Raw genomic sequence first — 15,447 nt, forward strand, 5'->3', positions numbered from 1 at the left:
GGGTCTCGTGAGGGTTCTCGTGACAGGCAGCACCGGGATGATCGGCTCGCACCTGGTGCGCGCGCTCGCCGCCGAGGGGCATGCGGTCCGCTGCCTGGTCCGACGCCCCGCCGAGCGGGCGGAGGCTCTCGGACCCGCGGTCGAGGTCGTGCTCGGGGATCTCGGCGACGCCGGATCGCTCGGGCGGGCCGTGCGCGGCATGGAGGCCGTCGTGCACACAGCCGGCGTCGTCTCGTACTGGGCGCCGCGGCGCGACGAGCTCCATCGCGTGAACGTGCTCGGCACGCGGGCGCTCCTCGACGCGGCGATCGAGGCTTCCGTGCGGCGCTTCCTCTTCACGAGCTCGATCGCCACGCTCGGGTTCGTGACCTCCGCCGCGCCGGGAGACGAAGAGACGCCGTACAACTGGCAGTCCGCCGGGATCGGCTACTTCGACACAAAGACGCAGGCCGAGGCCATGGTCCGCACCGAGCCGCGCATCGAGGGGCTCTCGGTCAACCCAGGGATCACGTTCGGCGAGCAGGACGTCCACATGAACGCGAGCCGCATGCTGCTTCAGGTAGCGCGCGGGGGGCCGCTCGGCTGTCCGCCTGGAGCCACGACGGTCGCGACGATCGAAGACGTTGTCGCGGGGCACCTCTCGGCGCTCGTCCGCGGACGCCCTGGCGAGCGCTACGTGCTCGGCGGCCACCTGTTGACCTTCCAGGAGCTCTATCAGCGGATCGCGACGATCCTTGGGCGCCCCGCGAAAGCCCGCGTCCTCTCCCCGTCCCTGCTGCGCTGGTACGGCAGGCTCGCGCTGATCCGCGGGGCGCTCACCGGCAAGGAGCCGGAGTTCACGCCCGAGCTCGCCGAGATCTCGTCGCGCGACCGGCGCTACTCGTCGCAGCGCGCCGAAGCGGAGCTCGGCTACCGCGTCTCGCCGCTCGAGCCGTGCCTGGCCCGGACCTGGGCCTGGGTTCGGGCGCGCATGTGAGAAGAGCGTGGCTGCCAGCGGATTTGCCCCGGAGTGATTCACATGATGGCGGGAAGACGGGAAGATCATGGAGCTTCTCTTCGCGCCTTCCCGCCTTCATGCTCAAACCCGGCCACCACCTACGCTACCCCGCCAGCGTGACGGCGAGGCGCGCGGGGCGCCGCACGCCGCGGGCCTCCATCCACGCGTCCGCCGAGGCGACGAGCGCGCGCCCCTCGTCGCCGCCGAGCCAGGTCCCCCGCACGCGGCGCGCGGCGGCCGCCACGAGGGCGGCGCCCTGCCGGTCGAGCGCGGTCTCGGCGCCGCGCATGCGCTCGGCCGCCTCGATCGCGCGGCCGCGCTGCCCGGCGACGCTGGCCCGGATCATCGCGGCCACGGGCGGGCCCCACCAGACGTCGCGCCGATCGAGCGCGCGCGCGTCGGCGAGGGCGAAGACGCGCAAGGCGATCGACCGGGCGCCGCCGCGCGCGGCGACCGCGAGCGACGCGAGGGCGCGCAGGTAGTGGAGCTCGCCCCGCACCACCGGGATCGCGACCATGCCGGAGCCGATGAGAGGCGGCGTCCCTGCCAGGACGAAGCGCAGGGCCGCGGCCGCGTCGCCCTCGTAGAGCGCGATCCGCCCGCGGGCGAGGACCTCGCGGAAGTGCTGGAGGTGGTAGCCGGCGCGCGACCAGCGCTCCATGGCGGCGTCCACCGTGGCGCGCGCCGAGGCCGGCCGATCGGCGGCGAGGTCGAGCAGGTACGCGCCGTTGAGGCGGATCATCGTCTCGCGGTAGCGGTTGCCGCGCTCGCGCGCCTCGGCGAGGCGATCGGCCGTTGTCGCGGCGAGGCCGGGGATCTTGCCCTGGAGCCAGAGCACCGTCGCCAGCAGCGCGTGCGCGAAGCTGGCGGCGCTCCCGCCGTCGCCGCCGTGCGCCCCGAGCGCCGCGCTGCTCTGCCGCAGGAGCAGCTCGGCGCGCTCGAGCTCCCCGCGGACGAACGCGGCCACGCCCCCGGCCATCCGGTGAAAATGGCGCGTCTCCGGGCGCGGCGAGCGCGCGGCCACCTGCTCGAGGAGCGCCAGCAAGGCGGCGGCGCGCCGGCCATCGTCGCGCCGGCCGCCGCGGACCGCGGCATGGATCGCCTCGCGGGTGAGCGCCTGCGCGAGGCGGTGCGGCTCGCCGGCGTCCAGCGCGAGGAGCAGGTGCCTCGCCGCGAACGGCGCGCTCTGGACGGGCGCCGCCACGGCGAGGCTCGCGGCCGAGTGGCAGGCGTCCATGGCGAACAGGTCCCGGTCGGGGATCTCGCGCTCCGCGCGCTCGCGGAACGCGAGGCCACGGGCCCACAGCCGCGCGCGCAGGGCGGCCGTCTGCGCGAGCGCCTCGAGCGTCGACGCCGGCCTGGAGAGCCCCAGCTCCGAAAGGACGCCGTCGAGCACCGACAGCCCTTCGTCCACGTAGCCGCCCGCGAGGAGCAGCTGCATCGCCTGCCGCCGGTGGGAGAGCGCCTCGCGCGGCGGCTCGCGCGACGCGAGATCGAGGTGTGCCTCCGCCGCCTCGCGCGATCGGCCGGCGCTCGCCAGCGCGGAGGCGAGCGCGAGGCGGGCGTCGCGGGCGACGGCGGCGTCACGCTCGCCCAGCGCGAGGGCCTCGCGCGCGAAGCGCGCCGCCTGATCGAAGGCGAGGGCCGCCTGCGCCTGCGCGGCCGCCTCGATGGCGCAGGCCGCGGCCTCCGCGTCGAGCCCGGCCCCGCGGAGGTGGTGCACGAGCAGGGACGGCTCGGCGCCGCCTTCACCCCGCAGCGCGCGCGCGAGGCGAAGGTGGTGCTCGCGGCGATGGGCGTGCGGCAGCGCGGCGAGCACGGCCTCGCCGACACGGTCGTGGTACGGCAGGAGCTCCTCGCGGTCGTGCGCCTCCCGCACGCGCACGACCTGCGCGGCGACGAGCCGCGAGAGCGCCTCGGGCTCGTCCAGCGCCTCGCCCTTCACCTCCGCCGCGCGCGCCGCGGTCCGCCGCGCGATCGGCTGCCCCGCCACCGCGACCACCTCGAGCAGCCGCCGCGCCGGCGCGGGGAGCCGCCGGATGCGCCCCGCGAGCAACGCGGACAGGTCGGGCGCGGCGCCGCCGCCCGGAGGGCCGCTCTCGCCCGCGAGGCGCGCGAGCTCGGTGATGAAGAGCGGGCTGCGGTGCGCCTCCGCCGCGATCCGCGCCGCCGCGCCGCCTGACGCGCCCGCGCCCGCGAGCAGCGCGCCCGCGAGCGCCACGGCGTCGGCGGGGGGCAGCTCGCCGACGTCGATCTCGTGCACGCGCACGTCCGCCGCGAGGCCTTCGCGCAGCGCCGCGAGCAGCGCGCGGAGGACGGGGCTCGTGGCGGCCTCCTCCACGCGGTACGAGCCGATGAAGAGCAAAGGCGGCGCCGCGGGAGGGCGCATCAGCTCGACGAGCAGCGCGACGCTGTCGAGGTCGCCCCACTGGAGATCGTCGACCGCGAGCACCAGCGTGCGCGCGCGGCCGAGGCGCGCGCACAGCCCGCGCAGCGCGGCGAAGGCCCGGCGCCTGCGCTCCGCGGCGTCCGGCGCCGCCCCCTCGCGCGGCGCGGCCGCCGCGATCGCCGGCACCTCCCGGAGCACCGGAAAGACGCGCCCGAGCTCGACAACGTCGTCGGGCAGCCACAAGGCGAGGTCCTCCGGCGCCGCGCGGGCGAGGAGCCGGCCGAGCTCGTCGACGACGCCGTCCAGCGCCTTGTACGGCACCGACTCCTGCTGAAAGCAGCGCCCCGCGAGCCTGACGGCCGGGGGCCCGCCTCCCGCCGACTCCAGGAACCGCTGCAAGAGCGCGCTCTTTCCGATCCCCGACGATCCGCGGAGCAGCGCGACCACCGTGCGCCCCGCGCGCGCCTCGTCGAGGGCTGCGTGGAGCCGCCCCAGCTCGGCCGCGCGCCCCACGAAGGGAGCCGCCGGCGCCGGGGGTCGCGCGATCGGCGCGCCGGCGGCCTGGCCGAGGAGCCGCGCCGCGACCTCGCGGGCCGTGGGTCGGAGCGCGGGGTCGTGCGCCAGGAGCTCGCGGCAGAGGCGGTCGAGATCCTCGGGCAGAGCCGTCGCGGCCGGTCGCGGCGCGGGTGTTGCGCCGCCTTGCGCCGGCAGGCGGCCGGTGAGCGCCTGGTGGAGCATCACGCCGACGGCGTACATGTCGGCGGCCGGCCCGATCGCGAGCCCCGCTGCCTGCTCCGGCGCCATGTACCTCGGTGTCCCCGCCCGCACGGGCGCCGTGGGGGCGTCGAGATCGGCGATGAGCCCGAAGTCGAGGACCTTCACGGCGCCGGCCGCGTCGACCATCACGTTCGACGGCTTGATGTCGCGGTGGAGCTTGCCCGCGTCGTGCAGGAACGAGAGCCCCTCGGCGATCTCCCGGAAGGCCGCGCGCAGGCGCGCCTCGTCCGGGCCTTCCTCGCCGCGCACGTGGGTGATCACGTCCGTGCCCGAGACGAGCTCCAGGGTGAAGAACCAGCGCGCGTCGTCCCGGTGCAGCTCGTAGAGCCGGACCAGGCGCGGGTGGACGATCCCGGCCAGCGCGCGAAACTCCTGCTTGAACAGGTAGATGGCCCTGGCGTCCGGGCGCCGCAGCACCTTGAGCGCGACGAGCGCGCCGCGCTTTCCGTCGAAGGCCTCGTACACGGTGCCGAACCCGCCGCTCCCGAGGCGCCGGCGGAGCGCGAAGCGCGGCGGATCTTCACCGGCGGCGAGGAAGGCGCCGCTCTCGTCGGCGTCGAGGGAGGCGACGGGGACGACCTCGGGCACGCGGGCGATCTGGCGGAGGAACGCGAGGGACGGCGAGGAAGCGGTGGAGCCGCCGCACGAGAGGCTGTCGGCGTCGTCCGTGACGCCGGAGGATGGCTCGGATCGGTGGCCTTCGCGGGACAAGCAGGGGCTCCTGGGGGAGGAGCATACCGCGGGCGCGCTTGACGAGTCAGGCTCCGCCGGCGCGAGCGCGGGTGTGAGGGGTGGTTTCGCCCCCGAGGACGTTGTCACCGGTGCGACTCGTTACCGCGGTAGTTCGCTCCCTTCATGCTCCCTTCATGTTGACCGTGCGCTTCGCGGGCTCCGCCGATGAGCCTCCAGAAGTCCACCCGCCGCTCCTTCTGGCATACATGGTGAGTCTTTGCGGAGAACTTCCATGTCCATGAAACCGTCATCCGGGAGGATAAGATATTTCCAGGGACATGCGACCCCGCGTGCCTTTTATGTCACATCCTGTCCACAGCAGTCGAAGGCCGGGAATGCGTGAATAGCCTCCGTGCTTGGTGCCTCCGCAGTACCTGCCCATGGGTGGGCAGGAGGAGGAAACCACATGCACTGGCTCGATCGCGCTCAGAACCTCCGTCGTTTCACTCCGTCCCGCTCCCTGGGCTTGCGTGCCCTGGTGGGCGTCGGCCTCCTCGCGGGGGCAGGCCTGCTGCTTCCCGAGGTGGCCTCGGCGCAGGAGGAGGACCCCATTCCCTGCCCCTTCGACGGCGTCCTCTGCCTCTTCGAGGAGGAGGGCTACGGCGGGGAAATCTTCAACGTCCGGGCGCTGAACCCGCAGGTGGGCACGTGCGTCAACCTTCCGGAGCACGGCTGGGAGGGAAAGGCACACTCTGCCTACAACACCAACGGCGTCGGCGCCGCGATGTTCCAGAACGAGGACTGCATCGGCTATCCGTATCCCATCTACGCGGAGAGCGGCCTGAGCCCGCTGCCGTTCATCCCGAAGAGCGTCTACGTCTTCTGACGCCATGATCGGGCGAAGTCCATCACGTCGAGCTTGAGCTCGGAGCTGTCGTTCCCTTCGGCGCCTCCGGGGCATGGACGCGGGTCCACGTCTCGCCGTCGAAGCGCGCGATGTCCGTGGGGCCGACGCACCAGAGGACGCCGCCGGCCTGTTCGATCGTGTGGATGTAGCGCAGCTCCTGCTCGAGGCCGGTGCGCACCCGCACGGCGCGCCGGCGCTCGAGGTCGTAGCGGAAGAGACCGTAGTTCGACCCGAGATAGAGGGTCTCCTGGTACATGGCGACGGCGTGGAAGAGGTGCGGGCTCCTCTCCCTCGACACGCTCCGGAAGCCGTCACGGTGATTGCCGACGAGCAGCGCTCCCTCGTGCCCGCACACCCAGATGCGCTGCGCGCTCTCGACGTGAACCGCGTTGAGCCCGCCGCTCGGCGGCGCCTCGAGGCGGCGCCACCGCGGGCCGCTTAGGTGATACAGGCTCCCTTCGAGCCCGAGCGGGCCGAGCTGCTGCGCGGCCAGGTAGATGTCGTCCTCCGCCGGCCCCTGGAGGTCGATGGGCCGCACGAGATCCTTGAAGTCCACGCCGGGCGCCTGGAGGAGGCCCGCGTCCGCGTGCGCCCAGCGGCCGGGACCGAGCCTCCGGTACACCTGCCCCGCGCTCCCGCAGGCGAACAGGCGATCGCCGACGCGGCGCAGCGCCGTGAGGAAACCGTATCCCTTCGACGTCGGCCCGTAGAGCCCGGCCTCCGGGATCTGCTCGATCACCGCGCCCCGCGCAGGCAGGAGCTCGACCTCGCCGTCCAGGGAGAGCGCGAACAGCGTGAGATCTTCCCCGGGGGCGGCATGCTGCTCCAGCCCGACCGTGAAGAAGCCGGCATCGTGCGCCGTCCACGGCGGGGCGCCGCCCTCGTCGTACAGGAAGAGCCTTGTATGCGGGGTATAATCGCCCGGCGTGGCGAAGGTCGCCGAGAGATAGACGCTGGAGGCGCTCAGGGCGAGCGCGCCCGTGATCGTCATCGGGGTGTCGCCGGGATCGTCCGGCGTTGCTCGGGGATCCGCGCCGCTCGAGTTCATCTGATCTTCACTCGCTGGGTGGTGTCGATCCCTTGAAACGCCCTGGTCACCTCGCGGAGGATCTGGGCAGTACACTCCGGCTTGTACGCGATGGTCACGCGGAGCGCCGATCCTATTACGTCGGAGAGCGGGAGGGTGCCGTCGGTCGACAGGCCAGCGGCGACCTTGTTGTTGAGGAGGCTGTTCAGGTCCGCGTGGATGGCGTTGTGCAGCGTGCCCTTGATGAAGGCGTTTCCGGGGATGCAGATGGCGGCGCCGTCGTCCTCGGAGAGGATCCGGTACTGGGAGCCGTTGCGCGTGCCCGATCGCACGAACTCGTCGGGGACGATGTGGTGCGACTGGGAGCCCTCGCCCGGCAGCAGCTTGCAGATATTCTTGAGCTCGCCGTGCCGCCCCACGATGCACCGGGGATGCGTGACCCGGACGTTTGTGTCGAGCCTCGGCGACGCGCGGGGGCCGAGGCCCATGTCCAGGCCCAGGAAGGGCGTGCGCATCGGCCGCTGAGACGGATCGGTGAGCGCGTCCTCGGTGAGGGCACGGGTCCGCGAGATGCCGATCAGGCCGATGCCGCCGGCGATGGCGCCCCACGCCCCCGCGCCGACGGCCGCTCCGCCGGCCGCCGGGCCGAGGGTGGACAAGGCGCCCGGCGCCGCCCTCCTGGCGGCCTCCGCCGCGAGCTGCCTGGCGAGCTCCTCGTCGAGGAACGCCACCTGCGTTCCCTCTCTCTGCGTCGTGTAGACGCGCCCGAGCGCGTTGGCGGCTGGGTTGCCGTCGCCGGGCGTCTCGCCCCGAACGGAGGCGTCGATCTGCGCGCTGGGAGGGAGGGCCACGGCGTCAGGCCTTCACGTTCATCCAGCAGCGATCGCCCCTGCGCACGATGCGCCGGCCGTCGGCGCGGACGTTCGTCGACGCCTCGTGCGACCACACCTTGCCCTGGTTCACGCCCGACTTGACGCCTCCGCCGGTGCCGGGCTCGTCGCCCTGAACGGTCGGCGCCAGGCTGTGATCGTAGACGTAGGTGGGCTTGCCGTTGAGGTTCACGTGCTCGATGCACTTCATGCTGCTGTCGAAGCTGGCGTAGAGCATGTACGGGACCGGCACCATCGCGCCGCCCACCGGGGTCAAGCACACGTCCGGGGCGAGGGTCACCGCGTAGAAGCTGCTGTCCTTTCGAGCTCCGATCGGCATGTTCTTCCTCCGTGCTTCGACTAGGCCGCGCCCGTCTGTTTCATGTACCCGAGCGCCAGGAGGCTCATGCCCTCGACCTCGAGCGACGCCGGGATGCGCGCGCGCCACACGAGCGACAGGCGCATCTGCTCGAGGTCGACGATGACCGTATCGATGGGCACGGCGGCGAAGCTCACCGCGTCGTCCTTGCCGGTGAGCCGGACGACCACGGCGGCCTCGGGCACGTGGAAGCGGCAGGCGGTGCCCGCGGTCTCGGGCGCCACGCCCGGCGCGCTCGACGGCAGCAGGTTCCACAGCTCCGCGAGCTCGCCGCCAAACAGGTAGTCGCACTGCATGTCGGGGTGCGCGCCGTTCCAGTAGGCCATGTCGAAGTCGGGCGGCATGTACGGCCAGCGCTCGGCGAGCCAGCGAGCATCGAAGGTGCCGGCCAGCTTCAGCCGCGGCTGCCAGGGCTTGGCGATGACGCCGACCCCGCGCGGCGACAGCTCCGGCACCTCGCCGGCGCGCACCTCGCCCGCCACCATCCGCGCGAAGATCTCCGCCGTGATCTCGGCGCCGGGCGCCTCGATCTGCGGGGCCGGCCAGCGCTTCACCTCGACCGCGTCGGCGTACCAGCCCTCGAGGAAGCCGACGCCGAACGGATTGTACGCGCAGGTCGCGTGCGCCACCGGGGCAGCGTCCGCCTCCGGGTGCGCCCGGCGCGCCTCCTCGCTCAGCCGGTGCGCGTCGTCGACCCGCTTCGCGGCCTCGTCCTCGGCGTACACCTTGAGCTGGCCGCCGAAGGCGTGCTCGTAGCGCAGCGGCAGCGCCACGAAGGGCTCCGGATCCGTCAGCGCCCATCCATCGTCCTTGCGCTCGAACGCCCGCGCCCCGCGGACGGCCAGGTGGTGATCCAGCAGCGTGCCGGCCTCCGCCAGGTCGGCGATCGCGGCCAGGCGCCGGATGCGGGCTCGCACGTCCACGCGCGCCACAGCCTCGCCGGCCGGAGCGTGCGCTGAGCCGATCACGATGACGTCGCACCTCGGCTTGCTCTGCGCGAGATCGCTCTCGTACTTGACGCTGCTGCGGTTGATCTCGCCGTGGACCACATCCGAGAATACGAGCTCACCCTCGGTGATGGCGGCAACGTGGGTGATCCTCGCGCCGTCGCTCTCGCCCGCCTTCGGCGCGGCGCGCAGCGCGTAGCTGCCGCGCGCGACGACGACGTGCGATTCGTCGCCCCGAGGGTCGACGACGTCGTACTCCAGCGCAGAAAACGGAGTGCGGTTCTCGAGCTCCATCGCGGCCGCGGCAGGATACCCGACCGCTTCGGAGCGGAGCAAGGCCGCTCGCAGCGGGGACTCGCGGCGGGGATCGGCGTGGAATCGGCCGGTGCGGCTTGAAAGGCGAGGCCGCTTGGGGGCAGCATCGGGCGCATGAATCCTATCGAGTTCGTCGACGTCGCGACCGCGAAGGCGGCCCGCGGCGTCCGCGTTGTCGCGTCGGGGATGGTCCCGAGCCCCTGGTCGGAGGCCGCGAAGGGGCTGTTCCGGCTTCAGGGCGTGCCGGTGCGCGTGGTGCGGTCCTCGCGGGACGACGCGGAGCTCGCGGCGTGGATGCGCGCCGACAACGTGCCCGCCGTCTTCCACGACGACGAGCCCCCGCGCGTCCACTGGGCCGCAATCGCGACCCTCGCCGCCCGCCTCGGCCCGCCGGGCGCCCTGCTCCCCGACGACCTCGATCACCGCGTCCGCATCGTCGGCCTGCTGCACGAGATCGCGGGCGAGGAGGGCCTCGGCTGGAACGCGCGCCTCCTCATGATCCACGCCTCGATGACGAGCGGGGGCAAGCGCGGCTTTCCGCTGCCCGTCGCGCACTACCTCGCGGCGCGCTACGGCTACTCCCCCGCGAGCGACGTCGACCGCGTGCGCGCCCGCATCGTCACCACGCTCTCCGCCCTCGCCGCCCGCCTCGACGGAGGCCGCGACTACCTCGACGGCGACCGACCGAATGCGCTCGACGTCTACGCCGCCACCTTCCTGACCCCGCTCTGCCCGATCCCGGAGAGCGACTGCCCCCGTCTGCAGCCCTTGCTCCGCCAGGCCTTCGGGACCGCGTGCGAGGCGATCGGCGACGCGGTGCCGCGCGCGCTCGTCGAGCACCGGAGCCGGATGTACGAGCGCCACCTCGGCTGGCCGATCGAGATCTGATGGCATAGGAGCCTTCGATCGAAGCGCCCCCAATTATCACAAAATCAAACGGATCGGTGCTCTAACAGCGCTTCGACGGCAGCTACACATCTCAGCCGCTCGACCGCGCTTCCCCGCCCGACAGAAATGCGATGAGGCCGTGCGGGGCGGTTTCGCCGAAGCAAAGCTCGAAGGTCGCCGCGGCTTCGGGAGCGGCCTTCGCTCCACGAACGAACATCTCTTCTTCGTATTCGGCGAGCGCGGCTTCGAGGTCATCCGGGTGCGCGGCGATGGCCTTGCCGAGCTCCGCGCCGTCGTACATCGCGAGGTTTGCGCCTTCCCCGTCGGGCAGGCTCAGGTGCGCGGCGTCGCCGAGGAGTGTCACGCCGGGCACGCGATCCCAGCGATGCCCGGCGGGGAGCTTGTGGATGATGCGCGGGACCGGATCGGTCTCGCCGTCGGTGATGAGCGCGGTCAGGGCCGGGGCCCAGCCTTCGAACTCCGCGGCGACGCGCGCCCGCGCCGTCTTCGGGTCGGTGAAGTCGATGCTCTCGATCCACGCCTTTGGCTTCGTGAGCGCGACGTAGGTGTGGAGGACGCCGTTCGTTTCGCGGTGCGTGATGATGCCTTTGCCGGGCGTGAGCGCGTAGAACGCGCCCCCGCCGACGAGCTTGGCGCTGGCGGAATGCCGCGCGTCGGCGTCGAGCAGGTACGTCTCGATGTAGGCGGTGCCGACGTATTCGGGCTTCACGTCGGAGAGGAGTGGCCGAATCTTCGACCACGCGCCGTCGGCGCCGACGACGAGGCCGGTGGTCACGGTCGACCCGTCCGCGAAGGTGAGCTCGTGCTTTCCGTCGCCGAGCGCGCGCACGCCCGTGAGCTTGCGGCCCCATTGCACGGCGTCAGGCGGGAGTGAGTCGAGGAGGATGCGCCGGAGGTCGCCGCGGAGCACCTCGGGGCGAATGCCGGTGCCGTCGTCCGGCTGGTCGAGGAGGACCGTGCCCTGCGGATCGACCATGCGCATCGCCTCACCGCCTTCGTGGACGATGCGGCGGAACTCGTCGAAGAGGCCGGCGGCCTTGAGCGCGAGCTGGCCGTTGTAGTCGTGGATGTCGAGCATCCCGCCTTGGGTACGCGCCTCGGCGGAGGCGTCCGCCTCGTACACGGTCGCCCGGATTCCGTGGACGTGGAGGACGCGTGCGAGGGTGAGCCCGCCCGGTCCGGCGCCAATGATGGTGATAGAAGTCATCGTGATTCCTCTCAGTCTTCAGCGTGGAACACCGTTCCACTCATTTACTTGGAACGCCGCTCCAGAACTGTCAAGATGGAGCCTTGGCGAAGAAGGCGACGCGAGGGCCGGAACGCGAGAGACGCCGCGAGGACGCGCTCTCGCGCGAGCGGATCGTCGAAGCGGCGATCGCGCTGCTGGACGCGGACGGTGAGGATGGGCTGACGTTCCGCGCGCTCGCGACGAGCCTGGCGACGGGCCCGGGCGCAATCTACTGGCACGTCACGAACAAGAGCGAGCTCCTCGTCGCCGCGACCGACGCCGTGGTCGCGCGCACGATGGGCGAAGTGCGCGGCTCGACCAAGCCGCACGAAGCGATCCATGGCATCGCGCTCGGCGTGTTCGACGCGATCGAGGCGCATCCGTGGGTGGGTGCGCAGCTCTCACGCGCTCCGTGGGAGACGGCGATGCTGCGGATCTACGAACGCCTCGGCCGCCAAGTCGAGGCGCTGGGCGTTCGCGGGAGCGCCCAGTTCACCGCGGCGTCGACGCTGCTCGGCTACGTCATCGGCGTGAGCATCCAGAACGCCATGGCGAGCCAGTTCGCGCGCCGCGAGCTCGCGCCGTCGACGAACCGCGTCGACTTCCTCGATGCGGCAGCGGCGCGGTGGCGGGAGCTCGACGCCCGTGAGTACCCGTTCACGCGAAACGTCGCCGCCCACCTCCCCGGCCACGACGACCGCAAAGAGTTCCTCGCCGGGATCGACCTGATCCTCGCCGGAATCGCGGGCTCGGAGTAAGCCGCGGACGTCGCGATGCAAGCGCCGGTCGGTGAAACCTCCGAGGGCGCGAAGACGCGCATCGTCGCCAACGACAACGCGGACATGCGCGGCTACTTCGCCACAATCACGTAGCCAGTGCGGTCCCAGAATAAGGATGCGCCGGGCCTGCGCTGCCGCCGCTGCGCTGGATGCGCCGTCTCGACAGGCTCCACGGAGCCGACGCCGCGGTGCAAGCCGCGCTCGGCGCGCTCATCGATCGGATCGGCGCCCGCTCCGGAGTGTTCGCACAGAAGGCCGGCCTCGCCGCGCCGCTGGTCGCGCCCACGCCTGGGACGCCTTCGAGAGAGGGCCCGCAGTGGAGGATAGGGTGGGCAGAGCATCGCCGCCGGAGGCGAGCGCGGCGGGGAGCCCATCGGGCATGTTGAGCATCGACGTCGGGCGGGTTGCGCCTCTACTCTTCTTCGCGATGGGAGCAGCCATGGCCGACCAGCGGCACGACGACGGACGGAACGACACGAGCACCGAGAGGCTCCCGGGCGGCGGGGATGGGCCGCCCGCGCGCCCGCGGCCGCACGGCGTCTCCGTCTTGTTTTTTCATCGCGGCGGTGTCGAAGCGATGCGGCTCGACCCTGGCCAGCCGAGGATGGTCGTCGGCCGGCGCGCGCCCGCGGGTCTGCGCATCCCCGATAAGCGGATTTCCCACCTGCACGCGCGGTTCACGCTCGTCGACGACCACGTCCTCGTCGAGGACCTCGACTCCACCAACGGCACCTGGGTGAACTGCGAGCGGATCACCGCGCCCACCATGCTCGCGCCAGGCGGCGACGCCATTCTGGGAGACGTCAGCGCTCACGTCGTCGCGATCGTGCGCTCGAACGTCGGCACCATTCACGACGGCTCGCGCTCCAGGTTCTCGCGCAGCTTACGCAGTCCGTCGCGCGCTCGGCCGCGCATCACGCGGCGCAGGAGTGGGACCACAAGCCAGCGAAACCACCACCGCTGATCGCGGCTGACCATGCGCCACTCGACGCGCGTCTCGTCGTCGGAGAGCGCCGCGAAATCCACACTCATGCGGGGCAAGAGGAAGCCCTCACTTTCGGTCATCAGACGCTCCCCGACGCGCGCCTCCTTCACCTCGATGTCGATCGTGCCGGTGCGCCCGAAGGGCATGCGCACGGTCTCCCGGTAGCGCTTGCCGACCTGCCCGTGGTCCAGCGTGTCGAGCTCACGCATGGCTGCGACGCCCGGGAACCAAGCCGGGAAGTTCTCCATGTTGAACACGTACGCGAACGTTTCGTGCAGGGGCCGGCCGATCTCCACCGAGCCCTGCGCCAAAAGCTCCGGCTGCGCGCCGCTCACGAGCGCCTCCTCGGTGCCGTCTTGATCTCCATCGGCCTGAGCAGGCTCTGCTCCACGCTCCGACGCATCGCGTGGACGTAGCGCGGCCGGGACCAGCTCCGCTCCTCGATGAGCTCCTGCCAGTTCCCGATCGACAGGATGGTGGCCAAGAAGTCCGCCACACCCGACGCCGACCATTCGTCGGCCAGTGCGCCTTCGGCCTGAAGCCGCGCCACGAAGCCCGCGCAGACGCCCGTGAAGCCGCGCATGGAGTTTCTCAACGTGCGCGGTGCCTCGATCACGAGATTGCAGATTACCGGCTCCGGGCGGACCTCCATCACGACGACGCCGCCGCTCTTCCAGCCGAACGAGTGGGTGAAAGTAACGCCCGCCGCATTGTTGGGCACCTGGTTCAAGCCGACCAATCAGGCCGGATTACTTTCAGGGTCGATCTCGGCCGGGCGCACACGTTGAAGCAAAGCACCGCCGAGCAGCTGGCTGCGGCGTCGCTCAATCCGAACTACTTCGTAACCCGCAACGTGAAAAGCCGCAGGGCTTCATCGTGTCAGTAGTTCCGGACTCGGCTCGCACGCAGACACGCAGTGACTCCGATGCCGAGCCAGGAAACGAGACCGAGCAACCTCCCCTCAGACCCGCGAATGGCAGCACCCGCACGCGACCCGACGTGGGAGCCGATGGCGTTCGGGTTCGACGCGCAGCCGTGATGGCAGGCCGGCGGCCCGGCTCCCCCCGCCGGCGTGGGCGCGCAAGTCGTGTGGACAGGCTGGCCCTTAGGACAGCGAACCGAAGAACTCCCGCAGATCGACGGCCAGCGCCATGGGCGTCTCCGTCGCCAGGAAATGCCCGCCGCGCGCCAGCTCGGTCCAGCGCACGATGTGGTGGTCGCGTTCGGCCAGCCGGCGCACCGCCACGTCCTGCGTCAGCGACACGGCCACGGCCATGGGCACGGTGCCGCGCGGCCTGGGCGCCCAGGCGGACGGGTCGTTGAAGGCTTCATAGTACAGGTTGGCCGAGGGGCCGCTGGTACCGGTGAACCAGTACAGGCTCACGTTGTCCAGCAGCGCGTCCAGGCCCACCGCATCCTCCGGCAGCGCGGCCGCGGGATCGGTCCATTCCTTGAACTTCTCGACGATCCAGGCCAGCTGGCCCACCGGCGAATCGTGCAGCCCGTAGCTGAGCGTCTGCGGCCGCGTGCCCTGGATCTGCGCGAAGCCCATCATCCGGTCGCGGAAGTTCTGCAGCCGGTCCAGGCGCTGCTGCTCCGAGGCCGTCAGGCCTTCCAGCTCGGCGGGGTCGCCGGATGGAAACGTCACCAGCGCATTGCAGTGCAGGCCTCTGACATGCTCGCTGTCGATGCGGCCCAGCTCCACCGCGATGAACGCGCCCACGTCGCCGCCTTGCACGCCGTAGCGTGTGTAGCCCAGGCGCTGCATCAGCGCCGCCAACGCACGGGCACAGCGGCCGTGGTTCCAGCCGGCGTCGGCCAGCGGCATCGAGAACCCGTGACCCGGGATCGACGGGATCACCAGGTGGAAAGCCTGCGAGGGGTCGCCGCCGTGGCGGCGCGGGTCGGACAGCGCGTCCACCACGCGGTCGAACTCGGCAAAGCTGCCGGGCCAGCCGTGCAGCAACAACAGGGGCTGCGCGTCCGGCTCGGGCGAGCGCAGGTGCACGAAATGGATCGTCTGGCCATCGATCCGGGTGGTGAACTGCGGGCGGCTGTTCAGGTGGGCCTCGCAGCGTCGCCAGTCGTACTTGTGCTGCCAGTGCGCGGCCAGCCGCTGCAGGTAGGCCACCGGCACGCCCCTCACCCAGTCGCCGCCCGGCAGTTGCGCCGGCCAGCGCGTGCGCTCCAGGCGTTCGCGCAGGTCGTCGATGTCGGCTTGCGGAATGTCGATGCGGAAGGGGTGGATCTCGGAGTCGCGGTGCATG

14 protein-coding genes are annotated in these 15,447 nt (G+C 71.9%); 5 read left to right on the forward strand and 9 right to left on the reverse strand.

Annotated features, from left to right (window positions below; all coding sequences use genetic code 11):
- The first annotated feature begins 7 nt into the window (after positions 1–7).
- Entirely contained in the window at positions 8–976 is a 969-nt protein-coding gene (locus WME75_RS32215; protein WP_437479043.1) for an NAD-dependent epimerase/dehydratase family protein, read from the forward strand.
- 124 nt (positions 977–1,100) lie between these two features.
- Here the strand turns inward: WME75_RS32215 and WME75_RS32220 are convergent, their stop codons facing one another.
- The gene (locus WME75_RS32220; RefSeq protein ID WP_437479044.1) at positions 1,101–4,874 is read right to left on the reverse strand and encodes a protein kinase domain-containing protein; all 3,774 of its coding nucleotides are present in this window, start codon (positions 4,872–4,874) and stop codon (positions 1,101–1,103) included.
- Between the two features lie 427 nt (positions 4,875–5,301).
- Between WME75_RS32220 and WME75_RS32225 the strand changes: the two genes are divergently transcribed.
- The gene (locus WME75_RS32225; RefSeq protein WP_437479045.1) at positions 5,302–5,721 is read left to right on the forward strand and encodes a peptidase inhibitor family I36 protein; all 420 of its coding nucleotides are present in this window, start codon (positions 5,302–5,304) and stop codon (positions 5,719–5,721) included.
- A 22-nt stretch (positions 5,722–5,743) separates the two neighbouring features.
- Here WME75_RS32225 and WME75_RS32230 read toward each other — a convergent pair whose 3' ends face one another.
- From WME75_RS32230 to WME75_RS32245, 4 genes are read right to left on the reverse strand one after another with little or no spacing between them, the layout of a single operon-like run.
- Positions 5,744–6,790, reverse strand: coding sequence for a hypothetical protein (locus WME75_RS32230; RefSeq protein ID WP_437479046.1), 1,047 nt, complete (start codon positions 6,788–6,790; stop codon positions 5,744–5,746).
- Positions 6,787–7,620: a hypothetical protein gene (locus WME75_RS32235; protein WP_437479047.1), complete on the reverse strand. Its 834-nt coding sequence runs from the start codon at positions 7,618–7,620 to the stop codon at positions 6,787–6,789. Before WME75_RS32235 ends, WME75_RS32230 begins: the two co-directional genes overlap by 4 nt.
- A 4-nt stretch (positions 7,621–7,624) precedes the next feature.
- Positions 7,625–7,978: a DUF4150 domain-containing protein gene (locus WME75_RS32240; RefSeq protein WP_437479048.1), complete on the reverse strand. Its 354-nt coding sequence runs from the start codon at positions 7,976–7,978 to the stop codon at positions 7,625–7,627.
- 20 nt (positions 7,979–7,998) lie between these two features.
- On the reverse strand, positions 7,999–9,300 hold the full coding sequence (locus WME75_RS32245; RefSeq protein ID WP_437479049.1) for a DUF2169 family type VI secretion system accessory protein: 1,302 nt from the start codon (positions 9,298–9,300) through the stop codon (positions 7,999–8,001).
- Between the two features lie 93 nt (positions 9,301–9,393).
- Between WME75_RS32245 and WME75_RS32250 the strand changes: the two genes are divergently transcribed.
- Positions 9,394–10,167, forward strand: coding sequence for a glutathione S-transferase family protein (locus WME75_RS32250; RefSeq protein ID WP_437479050.1), 774 nt, complete (start codon positions 9,394–9,396; stop codon positions 10,165–10,167).
- Positions 10,168–10,258: 91 nt separating this feature from the next.
- Here the strand turns inward: WME75_RS32250 and WME75_RS32255 are convergent, their stop codons facing one another.
- Positions 10,259–11,395, reverse strand: a complete 1,137-nt coding sequence (locus WME75_RS32255; RefSeq protein WP_437479051.1) for an FAD-dependent oxidoreductase — start codon at positions 11,393–11,395, stop codon at positions 10,259–10,261.
- 83 nt (positions 11,396–11,478) lie between these two features.
- Here WME75_RS32255 and WME75_RS32260 point away from each other — a divergent pair, with 83 nt between their 5' ends.
- Together WME75_RS32260 and WME75_RS32265 are read left to right on the forward strand one after the other, a co-directional pair.
- Positions 11,479–12,174 carry a TetR/AcrR family transcriptional regulator gene (locus tag WME75_RS32260; RefSeq protein WP_437494970.1) on the forward strand — a complete coding sequence of 232 codons (696 nt, stop codon included), beginning with the start codon at positions 11,479–11,481 and terminating at the stop codon, positions 12,172–12,174.
- 625 nt (positions 12,175–12,799) lie between these two features.
- A complete protein-coding gene (locus tag WME75_RS32265; protein WP_437479052.1) occupies positions 12,800–13,159 on the forward strand; it encodes an FHA domain-containing protein in 360 nt (119 codons plus the stop codon).
- Here the strand turns inward: WME75_RS32265 and WME75_RS32270 are convergent.
- From WME75_RS32270 to WME75_RS32280, 3 genes are all read right to left on the reverse strand, one after another.
- Complete coding sequence (locus tag WME75_RS32270) at positions 13,045–13,515, reverse strand: SRPBCC family protein (RefSeq protein WP_437479053.1); 471 nt, start codon at positions 13,513–13,515, stop codon at positions 13,045–13,047. The two genes, WME75_RS32265 and WME75_RS32270, sit on opposite strands and share 115 nt — an antisense overlap.
- Positions 13,512–13,919: a hypothetical protein gene (locus WME75_RS32275; RefSeq protein WP_437479054.1), complete on the reverse strand. Its 408-nt coding sequence runs from the start codon at positions 13,917–13,919 to the stop codon at positions 13,512–13,514. Before WME75_RS32275 ends, WME75_RS32270 begins: the two co-directional genes overlap by 4 nt.
- A gap of 366 nt (positions 13,920–14,285) precedes the next feature.
- Positions 14,286–15,446: an epoxide hydrolase family protein gene (locus WME75_RS32280; protein WP_437479055.1), complete on the reverse strand. Its 1,161-nt coding sequence runs from the start codon at positions 15,444–15,446 to the stop codon at positions 14,286–14,288.
- Position 15,447: the final 1 nt, after the last annotated feature.

Source organism: Sorangium sp. So ce1014 (genome assembly GCF_051521505.1).
Lineage (GTDB): Bacteria > Myxococcota_A > Polyangia > Polyangiales > Polyangiaceae > Sorangium.

Excerpts from the sequence above, each read along its gene's own strand:
- WME75_RS32225 (WP_437479045.1), top strand. The coding sequence starts at position 5,302 with ATGCACTGGCTCGATCGCGCTCAGAACCTCCGTCGTTTCACTCCGTCC.
- WME75_RS32255 (WP_437479051.1), bottom strand. The coding sequence starts at position 11,395 with ATGACTTCTATCACCATCATTGGCGCCGGACCGGGCGGGCTCACCCTC.
- WME75_RS32240 (WP_437479048.1), bottom strand. The coding sequence starts at position 7,978 with ATGCCGATCGGAGCTCGAAAGGACAGCAGCTTCTACGCGGTGACCCTC.
- WME75_RS32250 (WP_437479050.1), top strand. The coding sequence starts at position 9,394 with ATGAATCCTATCGAGTTCGTCGACGTCGCGACCGCGAAGGCGGCCCGC.
- WME75_RS32265 (WP_437479052.1), top strand. The coding sequence starts at position 12,800 with ATGGTCGTCGGCCGGCGCGCGCCCGCGGGTCTGCGCATCCCCGATAAG.
- WME75_RS32230 (WP_437479046.1), bottom strand. The coding sequence starts at position 6,790 with ATGAACTCGAGCGGCGCGGATCCCCGAGCAACGCCGGACGATCCCGGC.
- WME75_RS32280 (WP_437479055.1), bottom strand. The coding sequence starts at position 15,446 with ATGCACCGCGACTCCGAGATCCACCCCTTCCGCATCGACATTCCGCAA.